General features: G+C 72.4%; 19 protein-coding genes and 1 pseudogene. 14 read left to right on the forward strand and 6 right to left on the reverse strand.

Annotated features, from left to right (window positions below; all coding sequences use genetic code 11):
* The gene (locus QQK22_RS01840) at positions 1 to 507 is read left to right on the forward strand and encodes a CAP domain-containing protein (protein WP_284249009.1); all 507 of its coding nucleotides are present in this window, start codon (positions 1 to 3) and stop codon (positions 505 to 507) included.
* A gap of 17 nt (positions 508 to 524) precedes the next feature.
* On the opposite strand, the gene QQK22_RS01845 is transcribed toward QQK22_RS01840, so the two are convergent.
* Positions 525 to 1,097, reverse strand: a complete 573-nt coding sequence (locus QQK22_RS01845) for an arsenate reductase/protein-tyrosine-phosphatase family protein (RefSeq protein ID WP_284249011.1) — start codon at positions 1,095 to 1,097, stop codon at positions 525 to 527.
* Between the two features lie 53 nt (positions 1,098 to 1,150).
* Here QQK22_RS01845 and QQK22_RS01850 point away from each other — a divergent pair, with 53 nt between their 5' ends.
* The 11 genes from QQK22_RS01850 to QQK22_RS01900 all read left to right on the forward strand — a co-directional run bounded on the left by QQK22_RS01850 (position 1,151) and on the right by QQK22_RS01900 (position 13,210).
* Entirely contained in the window at positions 1,151 to 2,095 is a 945-nt protein-coding gene (locus QQK22_RS01850; protein WP_284249013.1) for a WD40/YVTN/BNR-like repeat-containing protein, read from the forward strand.
* Positions 2,096 to 2,238: 143 nt separating this feature from the next.
* Complete coding sequence (locus QQK22_RS01855) at positions 2,239 to 3,333, forward strand: DUF4012 domain-containing protein (RefSeq protein WP_284249014.1); 1,095 nt, start codon at positions 2,239 to 2,241, stop codon at positions 3,331 to 3,333.
* 206 nt (positions 3,334 to 3,539) lie between these two features.
* Positions 3,540 to 3,899 (forward strand): hypothetical protein, encoded by a 360-nt coding sequence (locus QQK22_RS01860; RefSeq protein WP_284249016.1) that lies wholly within the window; start codon positions 3,540 to 3,542, stop codon positions 3,897 to 3,899.
* A gap of 56 nt (positions 3,900 to 3,955) precedes the next feature.
* Positions 3,956 to 5,326: a tyrosine-protein kinase domain-containing protein gene (locus QQK22_RS01865; RefSeq protein ID WP_284249017.1), complete on the forward strand. Its 1,371-nt coding sequence runs from the start codon at positions 3,956 to 3,958 to the stop codon at positions 5,324 to 5,326.
* Positions 5,323 to 6,426: a glycosyltransferase family 4 protein gene (locus QQK22_RS01870; RefSeq protein WP_284249018.1), complete on the forward strand. Its 1,104-nt coding sequence runs from the start codon at positions 5,323 to 5,325 to the stop codon at positions 6,424 to 6,426. The genes QQK22_RS01865 and QQK22_RS01870 overlap by 4 nt, the downstream gene beginning before the upstream one ends.
* Positions 6,423 to 7,517: a polysaccharide pyruvyl transferase family protein gene (locus QQK22_RS01875; RefSeq protein ID WP_284249019.1), complete on the forward strand. Its 1,095-nt coding sequence runs from the start codon at positions 6,423 to 6,425 to the stop codon at positions 7,515 to 7,517. The genes QQK22_RS01870 and QQK22_RS01875 overlap by 4 nt, the downstream gene beginning before the upstream one ends.
* Positions 7,518 to 7,528: 11 nt before the next feature.
* Complete coding sequence (locus QQK22_RS01880; RefSeq protein ID WP_284249020.1) at positions 7,529 to 8,542, forward strand: glycosyltransferase; 1,014 nt, start codon at positions 7,529 to 7,531, stop codon at positions 8,540 to 8,542.
* A complete protein-coding gene (locus QQK22_RS01885; RefSeq protein WP_284249021.1) occupies positions 8,539 to 9,696 on the forward strand; it encodes a glycosyltransferase family 2 protein in 1,158 nt (385 codons plus the stop codon). Before QQK22_RS01880 ends, QQK22_RS01885 begins: the two co-directional genes overlap by 4 nt.
* A gap of 265 nt (positions 9,697 to 9,961) precedes the next feature.
* Positions 9,962 to 10,495 (forward strand): hypothetical protein, encoded by a 534-nt coding sequence (locus QQK22_RS01890; protein ID WP_284249022.1) that lies wholly within the window; start codon positions 9,962 to 9,964, stop codon positions 10,493 to 10,495.
* Positions 10,482 to 11,960: a lipopolysaccharide biosynthesis protein gene (locus QQK22_RS01895; protein ID WP_284249023.1), complete on the forward strand. Its 1,479-nt coding sequence runs from the start codon at positions 10,482 to 10,484 to the stop codon at positions 11,958 to 11,960. Before QQK22_RS01890 ends, QQK22_RS01895 begins: the two co-directional genes overlap by 14 nt.
* Positions 11,961 to 12,025: 65 nt before the next feature.
* Positions 12,026 to 13,210: an O-antigen ligase family protein gene (locus tag QQK22_RS01900; RefSeq protein WP_284249024.1), complete on the forward strand. Its 1,185-nt coding sequence runs from the start codon at positions 12,026 to 12,028 to the stop codon at positions 13,208 to 13,210.
* 96 nt (positions 13,211 to 13,306) lie between these two features.
* Here QQK22_RS01900 and QQK22_RS01905 read toward each other — a convergent pair whose 3' ends face one another.
* The 5 genes and pseudogenes from QQK22_RS01905 to QQK22_RS01930 all read right to left on the reverse strand — a co-directional run bounded on the left by QQK22_RS01905 (position 13,307) and on the right by QQK22_RS01930 (position 17,060).
* Entirely contained in the window at positions 13,307 to 13,981 is a 675-nt protein-coding gene (locus tag QQK22_RS01905) for a class E sortase (protein ID WP_284249025.1), read from the reverse strand.
* Between the two features lie 77 nt (positions 13,982 to 14,058).
* Positions 14,059 to 14,678, reverse strand: a pseudogene (locus QQK22_RS01910) (DUF4166 domain-containing protein).
* Positions 14,679 to 14,768: 90 nt separating this feature from the next.
* Positions 14,769 to 15,599 carry an ABC transporter permease gene (locus QQK22_RS01920; RefSeq protein WP_284249027.1) on the reverse strand — a complete coding sequence of 277 codons (831 nt, stop codon included), beginning with the start codon at positions 15,597 to 15,599 and terminating at the stop codon, positions 14,769 to 14,771.
* Positions 15,589 to 16,536 (reverse strand): nickel ABC transporter permease, encoded by a 948-nt coding sequence (nikB, locus tag QQK22_RS01925; RefSeq protein ID WP_284249028.1) that lies wholly within the window; start codon positions 16,534 to 16,536, stop codon positions 15,589 to 15,591. Before nikB ends, QQK22_RS01920 begins: the two co-directional genes overlap by 11 nt.
* Positions 16,536 to 17,060 carry an Lrp/AsnC family transcriptional regulator gene (locus QQK22_RS01930; protein ID WP_284249029.1) on the reverse strand — a complete coding sequence of 175 codons (525 nt, stop codon included), beginning with the start codon at positions 17,058 to 17,060 and terminating at the stop codon, positions 16,536 to 16,538. The genes nikB and QQK22_RS01930 overlap by 1 nt, the downstream gene beginning before the upstream one ends.
* Positions 17,061 to 17,186: 126 nt before the next feature.
* On the opposite strand from QQK22_RS01930, the gene QQK22_RS01935 reads away from it, so the two are divergent.
* Positions 17,187 to 18,230 carry an ABC transporter ATP-binding protein gene (locus QQK22_RS01935; RefSeq protein ID WP_284249030.1) on the forward strand — a complete coding sequence of 348 codons (1,044 nt, stop codon included), beginning with the start codon at positions 17,187 to 17,189 and terminating at the stop codon, positions 18,228 to 18,230.
* Positions 18,227 to 19,264: an ABC transporter ATP-binding protein gene (locus QQK22_RS01940; RefSeq protein ID WP_284249031.1), complete on the forward strand. Its 1,038-nt coding sequence runs from the start codon at positions 18,227 to 18,229 to the stop codon at positions 19,262 to 19,264. The genes QQK22_RS01935 and QQK22_RS01940 overlap by 4 nt, the downstream gene beginning before the upstream one ends.
* Positions 19,265 to 19,276 lie beyond the last annotated feature (12 nt).

Raw genomic sequence — 19,276 nt, forward strand, 5'->3', positions numbered from 1 at the left:
GTGGTGCTCGTCGCGCTGCCGTTCGTGGCGCTGGTTGGGTGCGGCGGGGTGGACGCCGTCGACCCCGCCGCATCTCCGACGGCGACGCCGACCCTGCCCACCGCGACCCCTGTCCTCGTGGACGTGGGCGACCCGGAGGCCTACGCGGCCGACCTCTTCGCCGCCACGAACGCCGCCCGCGCGGCCGAGGAGCTGCCGGAGCTGCCGCCGTCGGACTGCGCCGCGGAGCACGCGCTGGAGCGCGCCGAGAAGCTGGTCGGGCTCGAGGGCCTGGCCCACGCGCCGCTCGAGGGTGTGATCGCCGACTGCGCACCCGCCACGGGCGCCGCCGAGAACCTCGTGCGGTCGGCCGCGGCGCCGGAGGCCGTGGTGCAGGCGTGGCTGGACTCGCCCGGCCACCGGGCCAATCTCCTGAGCGCGGACTACGCCGTCGCGGCGATCACCTGTGTCCCCGACGGCGAGGAGCTGGTCTGCTCCCATGTCTTCCTGAACGCGGAGGTCCCGTGATGCGCGCGCACCGCTCCTCAGGGCGTCACGACGGCTGCCAGGCGCCGCACCGCGTCCTCGATCGTCGCGTAGGCCTGGGTGTAGACGGCGTCGGGCCGACGGTAGGGGTCGACGACGTCGTCGTCCTCGGGGGGCACACGCACGACCCCGCGGGCCCGGATCGCCAGCGGGACGAGCGCGCGCAGGCGGTCGGCGGTGGTGCCTTCGCCCAGGACGTCGCTACCGACGTGCTCCGCGAGGCGTGCGAGCTCGCGCAGCGTGAAGGTGCGGCGCAGGGCACCGGGCCACGCGACCACGGCCTGCGAGCGGTGGCTGACCGTCAGCGCGAGCACGAGGTCGGCGTCGCGCACGTGCTCGGAGGCGAGGGCGCGTGCGGTAAAGCCGTCGGCGTCGATGCCTGCGCGCGTCATCAGCGCGGCCATGGGCGGGTGGATCGGTTCGCCCACGAGGGCGCCGGTGCCGGCACTCGTGACCTCGACGCCGTCGAGGTGCGTGCGGAGCAGGCGCTCGGCCGCGGGGGAGCGGCAGATGTTGCCGGTGCAGATCGTCAGGATGCGGACGGGCTGGGCGGTGGGATCGGCGTCGGTCACCCGTCCACCCTACGGAGCGTGGACCGGCCGCGCCGGTGCGGGAGGTGGGTGCTGTGAGGGCTGGACGGACGTGGGGCATCGCGGTGATGGCTGTGCTCGTGGTGGCGAACGCCGTGGTCGTCGCAGCACTCTTGAGTCAATCGACGCCGGGAGGCGCGGAGGCTTTGCCGCCGGAGACGGTGGCGTCTCCACCTCTGCCCGAAGTGCCGCAGGAGCCCGTGACGTCGGCCCCGCCCGAGGAGATGGAGGAGCCTGACACCGAGAATTCTCAGGCCGCAGCGATCCCGGTGACGACGGCGGTGCGGCAGATCGTCGGAGTTGACGACGAGACGGCCTGGCGCGCGACCCTCGCCTCGTGCGGGCAGGGTGCCGCGATCGTCGAGCGCACGCTCGACGGCGGGGCGTCGTGGGAGGCCACGGAACTCGATGTGGACTCGGTGGTCCGGCTCCGCGCGACGGACGCCTCATCCGCCTTCGTGGTCGGCGCGGTCCAGGACTGCGCCACGGCGCTGGCCGCCACGACCGACGGGGGTGACACGTGGAACCGGGCCGACGCGACTCTCAGCTCCGCGTGGTTCCTGGCACCCACCGACCGCACCTTCGTGGCCGGTCCGAGGGGCGACGCACCCGTGCCGTGCCCGGCGGAGGCCGTCGACCTCGCCGCTGTCGACGCCCAGCGCGGCGCCGTGCTCTGCCAGGACGGGTCGATCGCCGTCTCCGACGACGGTGGGCAGAGCTGGACCACGACAGTTTCCGTCGCGGGCGCTCGAGCACTGACGCAGGATGGTCCGTCGTACGCTGTCGCGACGTTCGAGGGCCCGTGCGAGGCGCTCTCGATCTACGACGTGAGCAGTGCCGGCCAGGCGCAGGCGGAACCCTTCTCGTGTGCCCCGGTGGCCTCCGCGGCCGAGGTGGCCGTGTCCGTCACGGGCGACCTGATGTGGGTGTGGTCCGGCTCAGAGCTGGCCATCTCCCGGGACGGGGGTCAGACGTGGTGACATCGACGGGCACCCGCCGGCGCCGGACCAGGGTCCGACGCACGCGCGGTCGCCGCACTGGACGCGTGCTCGGCTGGGTCCTTCTCGGTTGTGTAGCCGTCGTGGCCGTGGCGGGTGCGTGGACCGCGGTGGACGCGCTCCGCGTGCGTGATCAGCTGGTCGAGGCGGCGAGCGTCGTTCCTCAGCTCGAGGACCAGGTGCTCGCCGGCGACGACGAGGCCGTCACGACCTCCGTCGAGACCCTGCGCGACGCGGCTTCCAGCGCAGTGGCGACCACGGGCCGTCCTCACTGGAAGCTAACGTCTTGGCTGCCCGGCATGGGGCCGAACGTCCGTGCGGTCCAGACGCTCGCCAGGACCGTGTCCGACCTCGCGGAGGGCCCGCTGCCGAGCCTCCCGGCCGTCGCGGCGGCCGCGAGCCCCACGGCGCTCGCCCCGCGGGACGGACGTGTGGACGTGCAGGGCGTGGCGGACGCTGCACCCGTCGTCATCGCGGCAGATGACGGCGTGAACGCAGCGATCGACTCGCTCGTGGCGATCGACCGCACCGCCCTGCTGCCCCAGGTGAGCGACGCCGTCGACCAGCTTTCCGGGGAGCTGGTCGACCTGCGGCTCTCGACCGCGACCGCCTCGCGCGCCGTTCAGCTGATCCCTCCGATGATGGGGATCGACGGCCCGCGCGACTACCTCGTGCTCGTGCAGAACAACGCCGAGCCGCGTGCGTTGGGCGGGATCGTCGGTTCGGTGCTCGTGCTGCGCGCCGACGGCGGGTCGATCGAGCTCGTCGAGCAGGTCGCCGGCAACTCGATCTCGTTCGAGGAGCCCGTGGGTGACCTGTCCGACAGCGAACGTGCCATATTCGGCACGCAGCTGGGCCGGTTCATGCTGAACGTCACGAGCACGCCGGACTTCCCGCGTGCCGCCCAGCTCGCGAGCGACATGTGGGTCGCCGAGCGCGGAGAGGCCCCCGCGGGGGTGCTGTCGCTCGACCCGGTCGCCCTCGCGGGCCTGCTCGGCGCGACCGGACCGGTCACGACCGAAGCGGGCCTGACTCTGACCGCCGACGACGCCGCGCAGTACCTGCTGAACCAGGTCTACCTGGACGAGCCGGACCCGGCACGGCAGGACGTGTTCTTCGCCGACGCGGCGGCCAGCATCTTCACGGCGCTGTCCGGGGGAGCGGCGATGCTCAGGCGGCGGTCACGTCGCTGGTGCGGTCGAGCGACCAGGGGCGCCTAATGCTGTGGTCCAACGATCCCGTCGAACAGGCGTTGCTCTCCGGGACTCAGCTCGCGGGTGCAGCGGGGGTTGATCCGACGCGGCCCGAGGTCGGCCTTTACCTCAACGACGGCACCGGCGCGAAGGTGGGCTACTACGTGGACCTGGACGCGGGTATGACCGTCTCGGAGTGTCGGCCCGACGGGTCTTCGAGGCTCCGCGTCACCGTGCGTCTCACCTCGACGGTCCCCGACCCAGCCGAGCTCCCGGCCTACGTGACGGGCGGCGGTGCGTTCGTTCCTGCGGGGGTCGTCCGGACGAATCTCGCGATCTTCGCCCCGGCCGATGGCTCCGTCGTCTCGGTGTCGTTCTCGGGGTCCGACGGGGAGCTCCCGGTGCTCAGTCAGAGGCAGGGCAACGTGCCGGTCGCCCTGACCACGGTGAGCTTGGACCCGGGCCGGTCGACCGAACTGGCGGTCGAGCTCCTGACGGCCAAGCGGACCGCGAGCGCGCCCACCCTACGCACGACCCCCGGATCGCGTGAGCTCGTGCCCAGCATCGACGTCGGTTGCGCCGCCAACTCGTGAGCGTGCCCGGCCCCGGTGCTTTCGGGCGCCGATCTCAGAACGGAAGTGAGACCACCATGGACCTGCGGGACTACATCACCATCCTGCGGGAGCGTTGGAGCCTAGTGCTCGTGTGCATGCTGACCGGAACTCTCGCGGGCGGGCTGCTCACCCTCGTCACCAGCCCGACGTACGAGTCGACCAGTCAGATCTACGTCTCGGTGCAGACGCAGGACGGTTCGACCCAGAACCTCGCCCAAGGGTCGACCTTCTCGCAGAGCCAGGTGGCGGGATTTGCGGATCTGGCTACGAGCCCCCTCGTGCTGAACCCGATCATCGACGAGCGTGGGCTCGACGTCGCAGCCGCGTCGCTCGCCGGCCGTGTCAGCGCCGTGGTCAAGCAGGGGACATCCCTCATCGACGTCACCGTCGAGGCGGGGGATCCGGTCGAGGCGGCCGATCTGAGCAACGCCGTCGCTGGAAGCATGGCCGTCGTGCTGCCAGAGCTGCAGCGGCCGCTGGACTCGGCCGTGTCGCCCGTGCGCATCACGGTGACCCGCAACGCCGTGGAGCCGATGTCCCAGGCCTCGCCGAACGCGCGCCTCAACCTCGCCGTGGGTCTGCTCGCCGGGGTGTTCCTGGGCATCGGGATCGCCGTCCTCCGGACGACCCTCGACACCCGCATCCGTTCGGAGGGCGACGTGGGCGCCGTCACCGATCGTCCCGTCCTGGGTGCCGTGGCCTACGACCCGTCCGCAACAGCGGACCCGCTGGTCATCGCGTCGAATCCGCTGAGCCTGCGTGCGGAGGCGATCCGACGCTTGCGCACCAACCTGCAGTTCCTCGACGCCTCCGCCCGACCGCGGTCGATCGTCGTTACGTCGTCGCTCCCCGGCGAGGGGAAGTCGACGACGGCGGCCAACCTCGCGCTGGCGATGGCTGATGCTGGCAGCCGCGTCCTCCTTATCGACGCCGATCTCCGCCGGCCCACGATCTCCAAGCTCTTCGCGATCGAGGGGGCGGTGGGCCTGACGACCGTTCTCATCGGCCGGGCTTCGCTCGAGGACGTGGTCCAGACGTACGGCGATTCGACGCTGGACCTGCTCGCCTCCGGTGAGACGCCTCCGAACCCCAGCGAGCTCCTGGGGTCCAGGCAGATGAGGACGCTGCTGGGCGAGCTCGTCGAGCGGTACGACGTGGTCGTCCTGGACACGGCACCGCTGCTCCCCGTGACCGACGGAGCGGTGCTCGCGCGCCAGGCGGACGGCGCACTGGTCGTCGCCGGTGCCAACGTCGCGCACCGTCCGCAGCTGCAGACGGCCGTCGCCGCCCTGGAGACCGTCGAGGCACGGGTCCTCGGGATCGTCATGAACCGCGTTCCGGTCGAGAAGCGCGGTTCGTACTCCTACTACGAGTACACGCCGGTGAAGCAGAAGGGTCGTCGATGAACGCCCCGTCACCCGCCCGCCCGTCCGTTCTCGTGGTCGTGCCGTGGCTCATGGGGGGTGGCGCGCAGAAGGCTCTCGAGGCGCTGCTCGCGCGCCTCGATCCGGTGGACGTGTCGCTCCTCGTGCTCTTCCGGGGAAGTACGGACGTCGCCGCCGTCGCCCGGCACGCGAGCAAGGTGACCGAGCTGGATCAGCCCCGGTCGGTGCTAGGGGTCCTCGTCGCGGCGCGTGGCGCAGTCCGGGCCGCCCGGGATGCGGACGCGATCTATTCGCTGATGCGAGCCAGCCACGTCGTCCTCGGGGTCCGGGCACGGGCGGTTCGCCGGTCCGCCGGGTCGGTCGTGTGCTCGTTCCATCAGCTCCCCAGCGCGGACGAGGGCGGAGGCGGGGGTGCGGCCCGCGTCCGTGCCCGGCTCGAGTCGGTTCTCGTCCGCCGCCTCACCCGCCGTGCCGACCTCGTCACCGCGCCGTCGCGCAGAGCGGTGGAGGAGATCGTGGCGCGCCGCTTCGCCGACCGAGGTCGAGCGACCTTCGAGGCGAACGAGGTCGCCACGGTCGCGATGGAGGACGTCCCGGCCCGGGACGGGTTCGCCGACGAGGTGCGGCTCGCCTTCGCGGGACGCCTGACGGACCAGAAAGGGCTCGACCGTCTGCCGGGCCTCCTGGCCGACCTCGACTGTCCCCTCCACCTGCGCATCGCGGGAACCGGACCCGAGGAGCAGGACCTCAGGGTGGCGCTCTCGTCGCTGCCCACCGGCGTGACGGTGACCTTCGAGGGCCCCCTGGCCGACGTCACTCCCCTTCTCGACTGGTGCGACGCGATCCTGATGCCGAGTCGGGCGGAGCTGAACCCGGTCGTCGTGGCCGAGGCGCGCCGACGCTCGCGCGGCCTCCTCGGCAGCAGGATCCCGGCGTTCGTCGATCTGGCCGAGGAGGGCGGAGTGCGTCTGTTCGCGGACGGACCCGAGCTCGTGGCGAGGATCGCCGAGCTGCGCGAACCCGAGACCCGGCGCCGGCTCTCGGGCGAGGCGTTCGCCGCCGCGACCCGTCGCGACGGCCCCAGTCGCATCATCGAGGCACTCCGGACGGAGACGACATGAAGATCCTGCTCGTCCACGCCTACAGCCCCAGGAACACGGGCGACGGCCTCCTAGTCGACCTTGCCCGCGACGTCGTGCACCAGGCGGTCCCGGACGCGCAGATCGTGTGCGTCGCGCTCGACGCCGGGGCGTTCGGGACGAGCGACGTCGTGCAGTGGAGTCCGGCCGCGCAGGTCACCGATCCTCGTCGCGCCGTGCTCCTGGCCGGCGTGCTCGGTCCCCACCGCGCCCTGCGCGCCGCGTTCGCGGACGCCGATCTGATCGTAGCGGTCGGCGGCGGCTACCTCCGGGCGAGCACCGTCGGCGAGGGGGTGAAGAGCTTCCTGGCCCACGTCTCGCAGCTGCGCCTGGTCGCGCGGTCGACGGCACCCTCGGTCTACCTGCCCCAGAGCATCGGGCCCTACCCGGCACCGGTGCGTCGCCTGGTGCAGCGTCTCCTGGCACGCATCGACCTGGTCTGCGTCCGGGATGATCGCTCACGTGCCGAGCTCGCGGCCGCGGGGACCCTGGAGCGCTTCCCGGACCTCGCCGTCCTCGAGGCCGGGACGATGGACCGGGCGCTCCAGGCGCGGACGATCGACGACGTGCCCGTGGTGGTCGCCCGCGAGCTCCCCGGGCCGAGGAACTACCATCGACTGCTCGACGGGCTCGGCCGGGCCCTCGGACCGGTGTGGGCGGTGCAGTCGACCGCGAGCAACAACAACGACGTCCCGCTGACCGCGCGCCTCGCAGGCACGGACGACCCACCTCTCTTGCGTGACGTGCTGGCCGGCGGGACACGGAGAGTCGTGATCTCGACCCGGCTGCACGGGTCCATGGCGGCGCTGCTGGCGGGGAGCCCGACCATACACCTCAGCTACGAGCGGAAGGGGTGGGGGGCGTTCGAGGATCTCGGCATCGCCCGCCACGTCCACAACGCACGCAACGTGGACGTGGACACCGTGCTCGCCGGTGTCCGGGAGATCACGGAGGACCCGGCTACCTACTGGGCGAGCGTGAACGAGAGGCTCCCGGCCGTCGCCGCGCGTCACCGGGAGCTCGTCGAGCGGGTCGGCGGTCTGGCCGCCGCACGTGCGGGTGTCGCGCGATGAGGGTGGTCCACGTGACGGAGGCGTGGGGTGGTGGTGTCGCCTCGGCGATCGCCTCGTACGTGCGAGCGACCCCGGACGCGGAGCACCACGCCGTCATCGCCGTCCGCGACGGTGACTACGTGGACGACGGCGAGCTGGGGCGGTTCGCCACGGTGGATGCACGGCGCGGTCAGGTCGCGCTGCTGCGGGGCGTGCGCGACGCCGTCGCGAGGATCAGGCCCGACGCCATCCACGCCCACTCGAGCTACGGCGGTCTCCTCGCTCGCGTCGTCAGGCCGCACGGCGCGCGGGTGGTCTACACGCCGCACTGCTACGCGTTCGAGCGGGCCGACCTGTCCCGTGGTGCACGGGCCGCGATCCGGGCCGTGGAGCGCCTGCTGTCGGTGCGGACCGACGTCGTGGCCGCTTGCTCGCCGCGTGAGGCCGCACTCACGCGGTCCCTGAACCACCGGGTGCGTGTCGTGCACGTGCCCAACGTCGCCGACGCGCCGCTCTCGCCGCCGACGCGCCCGGACGGGCCGGTCGAGACCGTGGTCGCCGTCGGTCGACTCAGCAGGCAGAAGGACCCCGCCGTGTTCGCCACGATGGCGAGGGCCCACCGGGACGGTCCGGGTCGCAACCTGCCGTTCGTCTGGGTCGGCGGAGGTGAGACGGATTGCAGGGCGCTCGAGGATGCCGGTGTGCGGATCACCGGGTGGGTCCCGCAGTCGCAGGTGGCGCGCGAGCTCGGCGGGACGAGCGTCTACGTCCATACCGCGCGGTGGGAGGGGTTCCCGATGGCGGTGCTGGAGGCGGCGCGATCGGGCGTCCCCGTCCTGGCGCGCCGCGCGGCGCCGTTCGACCACTGCCCGCAGCGGTGGGTCTTCGACACCGAGGACGCGTTCCTCACGATGCTCGCCTCCCTCGACTCGCCGGCCGTCCGCGCCGAGAACGTGCGGGAGTGGCGGCTGGCCCTCGCGGAGAACACCGCACCCGTCCAGAGGGAGAGGCTCCTCTCCTGCTACACCGGAAAGGACGAGTCATGACCGAGCTGACCGTCGTCATCCCCGCCTACAACGCCACGCGCACGATCGCCGCCGCCGTCTCCAGCGGCCTCGCCTCCGGTGCCCACCGCGTGCTGGTGGTCGACGACGCCTCCTCCGACGACACCGTCACCGCCGCGCGGACCGCGGGTGCCGAGGTAGTCGCCCTCGAGACGAACGTCGGAGCGTCGGGAGCGCGTCGTCACGGCCTGTCGCTGACGACGTCGGACCTCGTCGTCTTCCTCGACGCCGACGACGAGCTGCTGCCCGATGGCGTACGCGCGTCGGTCGCTCGCCTGGCCGCGGAGCCGGGCCTCAGCGTCGTGGCGGGACGGGTCGTCGGCGTTCTGCCGGACGGCAGACGCACGCCGCTCGCCCGTCGGTTCGGTGAGATCACGGCGACCACGCTCCTCGAGCGGGGCCACGGACCGTGGCCACCCGGAGCCGCCGTCGTGCGGCGCCGGAGCGCGGTCGACGCCGCGGACCTCGACATCCCCCTCATCGCCACGCGCTACGCGGAGGACTACGAGCTAGCCATCCGCCTCGCCCTCGTCGGCGGGGTCGAGCAGCACGACCTGCCGGCCCTCGAATACCGGATGCTGCAGGGCAAGTCGAGCGCCGCGTCGGACGGGCCGCTGAGGGACAAGGAACGGATCAGGGCGCACTACGTCGAGCACCTCGGTCTCGACGTCACCGTCGCGACACCCCGCGAGGTCGAGGCAGCTGCACAGCGGCGGCGGGCCCTGGGGCACCTCCGGCGCCGCGAGTGGGGGCCGGGACTGACGCAGCTCGCGAGCACCGTGGTCACCCACCCGGGTCCCTCGTTCGCCACCGGGGCGGAGCTGGTACGACGGGCCGGGTCGACGCGGCCTCGGACCCGACGATCCTTCGTGTGGGCGACGGGGCAGGACGACAACATCGGGGACTCGCTGCTCCGCCGTCCATACGTGAGCGCCGTGTCCGGCGGGCGCGGCGCGGCGGTCTGGGTGCGCGAGGCGAGCCCGGACTTCGAGGCCGGCCTCGACCTCTCCCCGCGGGACGTCCTCGTCCGTTCGTGGTGGGCCTGGTACGCGATGGCGTTCCGGGGGCGCTGTGCGGCCGCTCGACCCTGGCGATCAACGCGGGTGAGATGCGCGTGTCTGGGCGCGGAGCGGTGAAGCTGGGCCTTCTCCTTCCCCTCATCGCGCTGACGAGGGCGAGGTCGGGCAGGGCCGTGTGGGTGGGGGCGGGCGTCCCTGCCGCCGGGCCGGCCCCCTGGCGGCGGTCTACCGGGCCGCGGCCCGACTGTCGTCGCTCGCCGTCTGGCGCGACGCCGACACCACGGCCTTTCTGGGCACCGGTCGGACGGGGCTCGACTGGGCCTTCGGGGAGGGGACGGAGCCGACGCGGTGGGCCAGGAGCGGCGACCGGCCACTCCTGACGGTGTCGCTGCGCGGGGACCGCCCGTTCCCCGACGACGCGTGGTGGTCCTGGGTCGTCGCGCTGGCCGACGAGCTAGGGCTCGAGCTCACGACGGTGGTCCAGGTGCGGCGCGACCAGGACTACGCGCTCGAGGCCGCCGCCCGTCTCGGTGCGACTGCGGTGACGTGGCCGGGAGACTCCGACCACGCGGAGCAGGAGGAGCGTCTGCGGGACGTCTACGGCCGTTCGCTGGTCACCGTCTCCGACCGGTTGCACGTACTCGTGACAGCGGCGACCGAGGGGGCGATCCCGCTGGCCTGGGTCCCCAGCGCCGGAGGGAAGTCCCGGCGGCACTTCGACGCCGTGGACCTGACGTTCGTCGGCCGCGGTGAGGGGACGCCGAGCGACCGGCTCCCGGCCCTCACCCGCGAGGACGTGCTGAACTTCGGAGAGCAGCTGCGGGAGCGGATGTCGTGGGCGAGGCACGAGGTCGCGGGGCTGCGGTCGGAGGTCGGACCGCCCACCGTCGTCCGGGGTCGTGGTGGCGGCGCCTGACACCGCCGCCCTGGGGACGGTGGCCGCCCGCGGGGCGGGGATCACCGTCGCGTCGCAGGGCGGCAAGCTGCTCATCCTCCTGGCGTCGACCGCCGTGCTCTCGAGACTGCTCGGCCCGGCCGATTTCGGCCTGCTCGCCGTCGTCCTCAGCGTGGTGGCGCTGGGCGAGCTGGTGCGAGACCTCGGGCTCCCGCTCGCGGCCGTGCAGGCCGCCTCCCTGTCGCGCCAGCAGCGCGTCAATCTCGTCTGGATGAACGGGTTCCTCGGTGTCGTGTGCGCCGTCGTCCTGGTGCTGGTGTCGCCGGCGCTGGCCGGCCTGTTCTCCGATGAGCGGTTGACGGATGTCCTGCCTGCCGTGGCCCCCGTCTTCGTCCTTTCCGGGTTCTCCGCCCAGTTCAGGGCCGAGATCACGCGGTCGATGCGCTTCGGGCGGCTGGCGCTGATCGAGCTCCTTCCTGCGGCGTCCGGTCTCCTCGTCGCCGTGGTGGTCGCCGCGGGGACGGGGTCCTACTGGGCGCTGGTGCTGCAGCAGGTCGTGGCGGCGGTGGTCGCCGCCGGCCTCAGCACGGTGTGGGGCGGCTTCGCCCCGGGGCTCCCGCGGCGCGCACCGATGGGGGAGCTGGTCGGGTTCGGCGCGGGCCTCATGGGAACTCAGGTGCTCGCGTACGCGGCAAAGAACGCCGACACCATCCTCATCGGCGCCGTCCTGGGCGCACGCCCGCTGGGGCTCTACAGCCGTGCCTACCAGCTCGCCGTGGCGCCTCTGACGCAGGTTCAGGCTCCCCTGACCCGGGTCGCGGTCCCGGTGCTCGCGCGCGCCTGGCCGGACCGTGAGAGGTTCTCGCGATTCCTCGTGCGCGGTCAGCTGTACGGGGGCCTCGTCGTGGCGGTGGGCTACTGCGCCCTCGCCGGACTGGGCGAGCAGGTGGTGGCCGTCCTTCTCGGTCCGCAGTGGAGCGACTCCGTGCCGATCTTCAGGGCGCTGTGCATCGGCGGGGTCTTCCGCGCCCTGGCCCAGGTGAACTTCTGGTCGTTCGTGTCGAGCGGGCGGACTACTAGCCAGCTCCGGCTCTACCTCGTCACGCAGCCCCTGATTGTCGTCCTGATGGCGCTCGGGCTGAACCTCGGCGTGGTCGGGGTCGCCGGGGGACATGCGCTGGGCTACCTGGTCGCCTGGTTGCTCGGAACGGTGTGGGCGGGCCGCGCGCTGCAGATCGGTTCGCGCGCCCTTCTCCGCCCGGCCCTCGTCCACCTCGTGGTGTGGTGCCTGCCCGTGCTCCTGTCGACGGCCGCGATCGCTCGGTGGGTACCGGGGACGTGGCTCCCGCTGGGCCTCGGCGCCCTGGGCGCCCTCGTGTGCCTCGCGACCGGGAGCGTGCTCGTCCCCGCGGTCCGGGCGTCGGTCCGGACCGGGGTGGCTGACATGCGCCGACTCCGTCGCCGAGGATCGGCGGCGATCGCGTGACCGTGGTCGCGCTCCGCCCGCCAGGGACCCGACGCGCCGGCCCCGCAGCAGGCCGAGGGCCCGGGGTGCTGGGGTGGGCGTGGATCGCCGTGATCGCGTCGGTCCCCGTCCAGCAGCTGGTTTACATCGAGACGGGGCCGGCGATCAGGTACCTCCCGGTGCTGCTGGGCCTCGTCTGTGCGGGTCTGGGTCGTTTCTCGCAGTACCGGGGTCTTCCCGGCACGGTCGCCTTCGGACTGCTCACGCTCGCGGGCGGGCTGGTCAGCGGGTTCTCCACGACGGTGGTCGCGAGCGTTACGGTCGCGGCGTGGCTTGCGCTCCTCGTCGCGCTCGTCCCCGGATGTCTTCTCTTCCAGGTCCGGCGCAGCGACAGGTTCACGACGCTCGCGACGGCGGGCTTCCTCCTCGTCCAGTCGCTCTCGGCCCTCGCCGGGGTCCTGCAGTCCGTGGGCGTGTCGGTTCTCGGATTCACGGCCCGTGGCGGACGTGTCAACGGGCTCGCGCACCACCCCAACATCCTCGGTCTGATGGCGGTCGTGGCGGTCGTCGTCTGCCTCGGCCTCGCCGTGGTCGGGCGTGGCCGCCGCTCGATCCTGATCGGCGTCGTCGTCCTGAACATCGGGGTGCTCCTCCTCAGCGGCAGCCTCAGCGCCCTGCTCAGCCTCGTCGTCGGTCTTCTCTGCTTCGTCGCCATCGTCCGTCCGTGGAAGCTCGTGCTCGGGGCGGGTGCCGCGCTGGCGACCGGCGTGGCCGTCATCGGTGTGGGCGGCGCCGATCCTCGCGCCGTCCTCCCGGGGGTCTCGGACCGTGCGGAGGAGGTGGTGGGAGCGAGCGGCGAGGGGGTCGCCTCCTTCCTGGTCCGTCTCGACACGTACGGTTTCGCTCTCGACCGGATCGCGGAGAGCCCGGTCGTGGGGACCGGCATGGACCCCGCGGGACAGTCGACGGTGACCAGCGACCTGGTCGTGCACATGATGATCCTCCGCGCGTGGATGCAGGGCGGCATCTTTCTCCTGGTTGCCGTCACCGGGATCGTGGTGGCCCTGGCCATCTTCGCCGTCCGGGCAGCCGCCACGCGCGAGCTGGTCGGGGCGGCCGCCGTCGTCGTGGTCCTGCTGGTGTTCGGCATGACGTCGACCTTCTACAACCAGCCCCACTACTGGTTGCCGGTCCTGGCGGGCGTGGCCTACCTCGAGGCCCAACGCCGCTCCGCGTCGGACCGAACCCGGGGAGAGGGGGCACGACCGTGAACGACACCGCAGCCAGAGGTCGACCCGGAGGCTCCAGTTCGCGGACCTGGCGGTCATGGTTCTCTGTGACGGCGCGACCGTGACCGCCGGATCGAGTCAGACCGACGCCGACCCGACCAGCTCGGCGTACGTCACCCACCGCTGCGCCACCGACCCCTTGGGGTGGCACGCGATGAGCGTCAGCATCGACGTCTCGGCGGGGGAGTCCGGTGACTGCGGGTTGGGGGAGATCACCCGCATCGCGTCCGGGTTCACGATCTCGTGCGTGGTGACCTCGTAGGTGAACTCGCCGGTCGCCGTCGTGACCGTGATGCGGTCGCCCGCCTCGAGGAGGTCGATGTCGTACAGCGGGGCGCTGTGCGTGGTGCGGTGGCCCGTGAGGGCGATGTTCCCGAAGCTGCCCGGCGTGGCCGAGTCCGGGTAGTGCGCGATCCCGGGGCGGTCGATGATCGCCTTGTCCACGCCCTCGTGCAGCGGCATCACCCATTCCTCGCCGAACCGGTCGATCGTGACCGTGCCGTAGGTCGCGCCGATCTCCTGGCGCTCCTGGACCGGCGGCGGCTCGGGCGCGCGCCGGGGCGGCGGGGGAGCGGTCGGGGTCGGGTCCGGCGCCGTCGGAGCCAGCGCGACCGGGGAGGCCGTCGGGGACGGCGGCGTCGCCTCGGGGGCGTCCGGGGTGCACGCGGCCAGCGCCGCAGCGCACGCCAGGGCGATCCCGGCCACCCGCAGCGGGCGGCGGTCGGTGCTCGTGCCCCAGCGCGGTGCCACCATCGCTGCACCTCCTCGCGCTCCGCCGTCGGGCTCCATCCTCCGGCCCCTCTCGGGGCGGCGCAACGGGAGCGCCGTCGTCACGCGGGCTCCTTCTCGATCCGGTAGGTGAACAGACCGTTGTAGCCGTACAGGCGACCGAGCAGGGGGTGGACGACGGTGAGGTCGACGCGCTGGCGGCCGCTCGCGGCGTCGAAGGACTCCTGCAGCCGGACGGTCGGGCTCACCACCCGCGGGACGCGCAGGCGCAGCGGACCGAGGGCGAGGCCGAGGGTGCGGCTGGTCAGCTCCAGCGCGTCACCCACGACCGCGACGTCGAACGTGGCGGCCAGGATGGCGGGGGAGCCGAGGCGGTCGGTGACGCCTCCGGCGGGCGAGCGCACGACGTCGTCGCGCATCACCCAGGTGCCGCCCGGCAGGTCGAGCTCGCGCACGGCCACGGCCGACCCCCGACGGTCCGGTTGACGATCCGGAACGACACGTCCCGCTCCCAGCCGGCGAGGACGACACCGTGGCGCTGCAGGAGCCGGAGCAGCGGCCACAACCAGCGGCGGGGTGTGCCGGCGACGTCGAAGACGCCCTCTCCCACGCCGCGGTTGCCGGGCGGGATAGTCGCGAAGTAACGCCGGAGGGTGGGGTGAAGCTGCGCGATCTCCGGGCCCAGGGCGGCGGCATAGGGCGAGCGCGGGGCGGCGGGCACGGTCCGACCCTAGCTCTCAGGCCCTACCCCGCAGTCGCGGGTCGAGAGAGTCGCGAAGCGCGTCACCCAGCAGGTTGAACCCCAGCACCGTCAGCAGGATGAACATCCCCGGCACCACCGAGGGCCACATCGAGGTCTCCATGAACGACTTGCCGCCCGCGAGCATCGCTCCCCAGGACGGCGTGGGCGGGGGACCCCGAGGCCCAGGTAGCCCAGGGAAGCCTCCGTCAGGATCGCCGCGGCGAAGCTCGTGGAGAACTGCACCGCGACCGGGGCCGCCACGTTCGGCAGCACGTACCGGAGCAGGATCCGCCCGTCCCGCAGGCCCACCGCCCGGGCCGCCTCGACGTAGGGCTCCGTGCTGACCGTGAGCACCGCCCCCCGGGTGACCCTCGCGAACGACGGGATGAAGACCACCGTGAGGGCGAGCACCAGATTGCGGACGTCCGGCCCGAGCGTCGCCACCACCGCCAGCGCCAGCAGGATCGTGGGGAAAGCGAACAGCACGTCCATCAGGCGCATCGTCACGCCGTCGACGATCCCGCGGTAGTACCCCGACAACAGCCCCAGCGTCACCCCGATCAGGGCCGAGAGCCCGACGACCGTGAGGCTCACCGTCAAGGAGGTGCGGGCGCCGTACAGCGCACGGCTGAGCAGGTCTCGCCCCGCCTCGTCCGCACCGAGGGGGAAGACGGCCCCGGGCGGCGCGAGACGGTTGCCCGAGGACATCGCGAGCGGGTCGTAGGGCGCGATCCACGGTGCCAGCAGGCCCGCGACCGTGATGACCAGCACCAGGAGACCACCGGTCACCCCCACCCGGTCGCGGGTCAGCGCGTGCAGCGACGGCCACCGCTCGCTCCAGCGACGGCGGACCCGGCGCGGTGTCGGCACGGCGACGGTCGTGAGCTCCTCAACGAGCATGGCGCAACCTCGGATCCAGGTAGAGGTAGACGATGTCGACGATCAGCGACACCAGCACGTAGAACGCTGCCAGGAACATCACGCTGCCCTGGACGATCGCGTAGTCGCGGGTGCCGATCGCGTTGACCACCAGGGTGCCCAGCCCGGGGAGTGAGAAGACCTGCTCCACCACCACCGTGCCGCCCAGCAGTGCGCCCGCCTGGATACCCACCACCGTGACCACCGGGATCAGCGCGTTGCGCAGCCCGTGCACCCCGACGACCGCGCGCGTGCGCAGGCCCTTCGCCCGAGCGGTACGGACGTAGTCCTCCCCGAGCACCTCGAGGAGGGAGGAGCGAGTCATCCGCAGCGTCACCGCCGCGAGGCTCGAGCCCAGGGTGACCGCCGGGAGGATCAGGTGGCGCAGGTGGTCCCACGTCAGGCTGAACTCCGTCGACCCGCCCGAGGGGAGCCAGCGCAGGTGCACCGCGAACACCAGGATCAGCAGGATGCCGAGCCAGAAGTTCGGGATCGACAGGCCGATGAGCGACGTCACCCGCGCCGTGACATCGATCGCGCCGTTGCGCCGAACCGCGGAGAGCACCCCGAGCGGGACCGCGATGGCGACCGACACGACCAGCGCCGCGAGCGTCAGCTCGAGCGTCGCGGGGAAGCGCGTGAGGATCTCCTCGGTGACCGGCCGGCCGGTGCGGTAGGACACCCCGAGGTCCCCGCGCAGCACCCCGCCGAACCACTGCACGAACTGCACGTGCACCGGCTGGTCGATCCCGTAGTAGGCGCGCATCTGAGCCTCGAGGACGGGGTCGGCGTACTCCGTGCCGAGGATGGAGTCGACCACGTCCCCCGGGACGAGCCGGATCATGAAGAACGAGACGACCGCGATCCCCAGGAGCACCGGGATCGTGGCGAGGGCTCGAGAGGCGATGAGGCGGCCCATCAGGCGCCGCTCCCGGCCAGGCTCGCGCCGTCGGCCACGCCGCCGTCGCCGTCGACCTCGTCATCCGGTACCGCCTTGGCGCCCTCGGGCGGCACGGTCAACGCCTGGAGCACGATCTCCGACTGGATCTCCACGGCACCTGCGATCGCACCGATCGTCTCGATCGTGAACTCCCGCAGGTGCGTGGTGGACTCGAAGTGGCCCACAACGGTCAGGTCGAACTGACCGGTGACGTGGTAGACGCGCTCGAGGGCCGGTTGCGAGGCGAGGGCGGCGATGACCTCGTCCACCAGGTGCGGGGCGCACCGCACGCGCAGGAGCGCCGTGGTGTGCCTCCCGAGCAGGTCCGGTGACGTCTCGATCGTGAACCGCACCGCGCCGGCCGCGACCAGGTTCTCGATACGGCGGCGCACCGCCCCCTCGGTCAGCCCCACCTTCCGTGCGATCGCGACGTTCGTCTGGCGCGAGTCGCGGTGCAGCTCCGCCACGATGCGGCGATCGACCTCACGGGACCGATCAGACATGGCGCCCCCTTTCCGATGAGCTTGCCGCCGACACTAGACGACCGCATATCGGATGTGCAACGATCCAGATGTACGAAATCCGGATTGTTTCCCCCTTGTTACGTACGAATTAGCGGAGGTGGCATCGTGCTTCTCGAGGTCGAGAACCTGAGCACGGAGTTCCGCACGCGCTCGCGGACCGTGCGCGCCGTCGACGACGTGTCGTTCACCGTCGCCGAGGGGGAGACCGTCGCGGTCGTGGGGGAGTCGGGCAGCGGCAAGTCCGTCACGGCGCTGTCGATCATGGGGCTGGTGCAGGCGCCGGCCGGGCGCGTTACGGGCGGGAGCATCCGCTTCGAGGGCGAGGACCTCCTCTCGGTCAAGGACCCCCGCCGCATCCGCGGCTCCCGCGTGGCGATGGTCTTCCAGGACCCCATGAGCTCGCTCAACCCGGTGCTGACGATCGGTCGCCAGCTCACCGAGGCGATGCGCGCGCATCGATCGCTCTCGCGAGAGGAGGCGCGGACGCGCGCCGTCGAGCTGCTGCAGCTCGTCGGCATCCCCGACGCCGCGACGCGCCTGCGCTCCTACCCGCACCAGTTCTCGGGGGGAATGAGGCAGCGCGTGATGATCGCCATGGGTCTGTCCTGCGACCCCGCGCTCATCCTCGCCGACGAGATCACGACCGCCCTCGACGTGACGATCCAGGCGCAGATTCTCGAGGTCCTCGATCGCGTGCGCACCGAGCTCGGCACCGCCGTCCTCCTGATCACCCACGACCTCGGCGTCGTCGCCCGTATGGCCGAGCGGGTCACGGTCATGTACGGCGGTCAGATCGTGGAGACCGCCACGACGGCTGACCTGTTCGCCGCGCCCCGCATGCCGTACACGTGGGGCCTGCTGGCCTCCGTGCCCCGCCTGGACTCCGACCGGTCCCAGCCGCTCGTCCCGATCGAGGGGACCCCGCCCGACCTGTCGCAGCCGCAACCCGGGTGTCGCTTCGCGGCCCGCTGCGCGTTCGCCCGGGAGATCTGCCGCACCCGCCCGCCCGCGCTGGAGGTCGTCCGACCTGGCCATCTGGCACGGTGCTGGGGCACTCAGGAGCACCCCGACGGCGGGTGGTTGCGAGGCGTGGACGGCACCGACCGCGAGGCGCTGGCTGTCCTGGCGGATGCGGGGAAGGTCGCGTGAGCGCGCCGGTCGATGTGGCGCCGCACGACGCGAGCGTGGTCGACGGGCCGGTCGGCCACGACGGCACCGCACTGCTGGAGGTTGAGAACCTGGCGGTGACGTTCCGGCTGCGACGCCGCGGGCGGGTCGGGGCGCGCGAGCTGCGTGCGGTCGACGGCGTCAGCTTCACGGTGCGGGCGGGGGAGACCCTGGGGCTCGTCGGGGAGTCGGGCAGCGGGAAGTCGACGACGGGGCGGGCACTCCTCCGGCTGGAGCGCGCCTCCGGCGGGCGCGTGCGGTTCGACGGCGTCGACATCGCCACCCTCCGACCGGCCCAGATGCGTGAGATGCGCACCCGGATGCAGATGGTCTTCCAGGACCCCTACTCCTCGCTCAACCCGCGCATGACGGTCGGCGAGTCGATCGCGGACTCCCTCCGCGTGCACCGCGGGGTGCCGGCGGCTCAGCGGAGGGACCGCGTCGCCGAGTCCCTGCGCACCGTCGGCCTCGATCCGGCGTGGGCGGCGCGCTACCCGCACGAGTTCTCCGGCGGTCAGCGTCAGCGCATCGGGATCGCGCGGGCACTCGCGGTCGAGCCGCAGCTCGTCGTCGCCGACGAACCGGTCTCCGCGCTCGACGTCTCGGTGCAGGCGCAGACGATCAACCTGCTGGCCGACCTCCAGCGCCGGCTCGGCCTCACGTGTCTCTTCATCGCCCACGACCTGGCCGTGGTCCGCCAGCTCTCCTCCCGGGTCGCGGTCATGTACCTCGGCGCGATCGTGGAGATCGCGGACGCGGACGACCTCTACCGAGCCCCCGCGCACCCGTACACGGTCTCGCTCCTGTCGGCGGTCCCCGTACCGGACCCCGTGGTCGAGGCGGGTCGTGAGCGGATCGTGCTGCGCGGCGACATCCCCAGTCCGCTCGACCCGCCCTCCGGCTGCCGGTTCCGCACCAGGTGCTGGAAGGCCCAGGAGGTGTGCGCGAGCGAACGGCCGGTGCCCGTCGCAATCACCCCTGGTCACGAGGTCGCGTGCCACTTCCCCGAGAGATGACGAGACCTCGGT

Origin of the sequence: Litorihabitans aurantiacus (assembly GCF_030161595.1) — a bacterium.
GTDB classification, from domain to species: Bacteria; Actinomycetota; Actinomycetes; order Actinomycetales; family Beutenbergiaceae; genus Litorihabitans; species Litorihabitans aurantiacus.

Excerpts from the sequence above, each read along its gene's own strand:
- QQK22_RS01865 (WP_284249017.1), top strand. The coding sequence starts at position 3,956 with ATGGACCTGCGGGACTACATCACCATCCTGCGGGAGCGTTGGAGCCTA.
- QQK22_RS01930 (WP_284249029.1), bottom strand. The coding sequence starts at position 17,060 with ATGTCTGATCGGTCCCGTGAGGTCGATCGCCGCATCGTGGCGGAGCTG.
- nikB (WP_284249028.1), bottom strand. The coding sequence starts at position 16,536 with ATGGGCCGCCTCATCGCCTCTCGAGCCCTCGCCACGATCCCGGTGCTC.
- QQK22_RS01905 (WP_284249025.1), bottom strand. The coding sequence starts at position 13,981 with ATGGTGGCACCGCGCTGGGGCACGAGCACCGACCGCCGCCCGCTGCGG.
- QQK22_RS01920 (WP_284249027.1), bottom strand. The coding sequence starts at position 15,599 with ATGCTCGTTGAGGAGCTCACGACCGTCGCCGTGCCGACACCGCGCCGG.
- QQK22_RS01885 (WP_284249021.1), top strand. The coding sequence starts at position 8,539 with ATGACCGAGCTGACCGTCGTCATCCCCGCCTACAACGCCACGCGCACG.
- QQK22_RS01870 (WP_284249018.1), top strand. The coding sequence starts at position 5,323 with ATGAACGCCCCGTCACCCGCCCGCCCGTCCGTTCTCGTGGTCGTGCCG.
- QQK22_RS01875 (WP_284249019.1), top strand. The coding sequence starts at position 6,423 with ATGAAGATCCTGCTCGTCCACGCCTACAGCCCCAGGAACACGGGCGAC.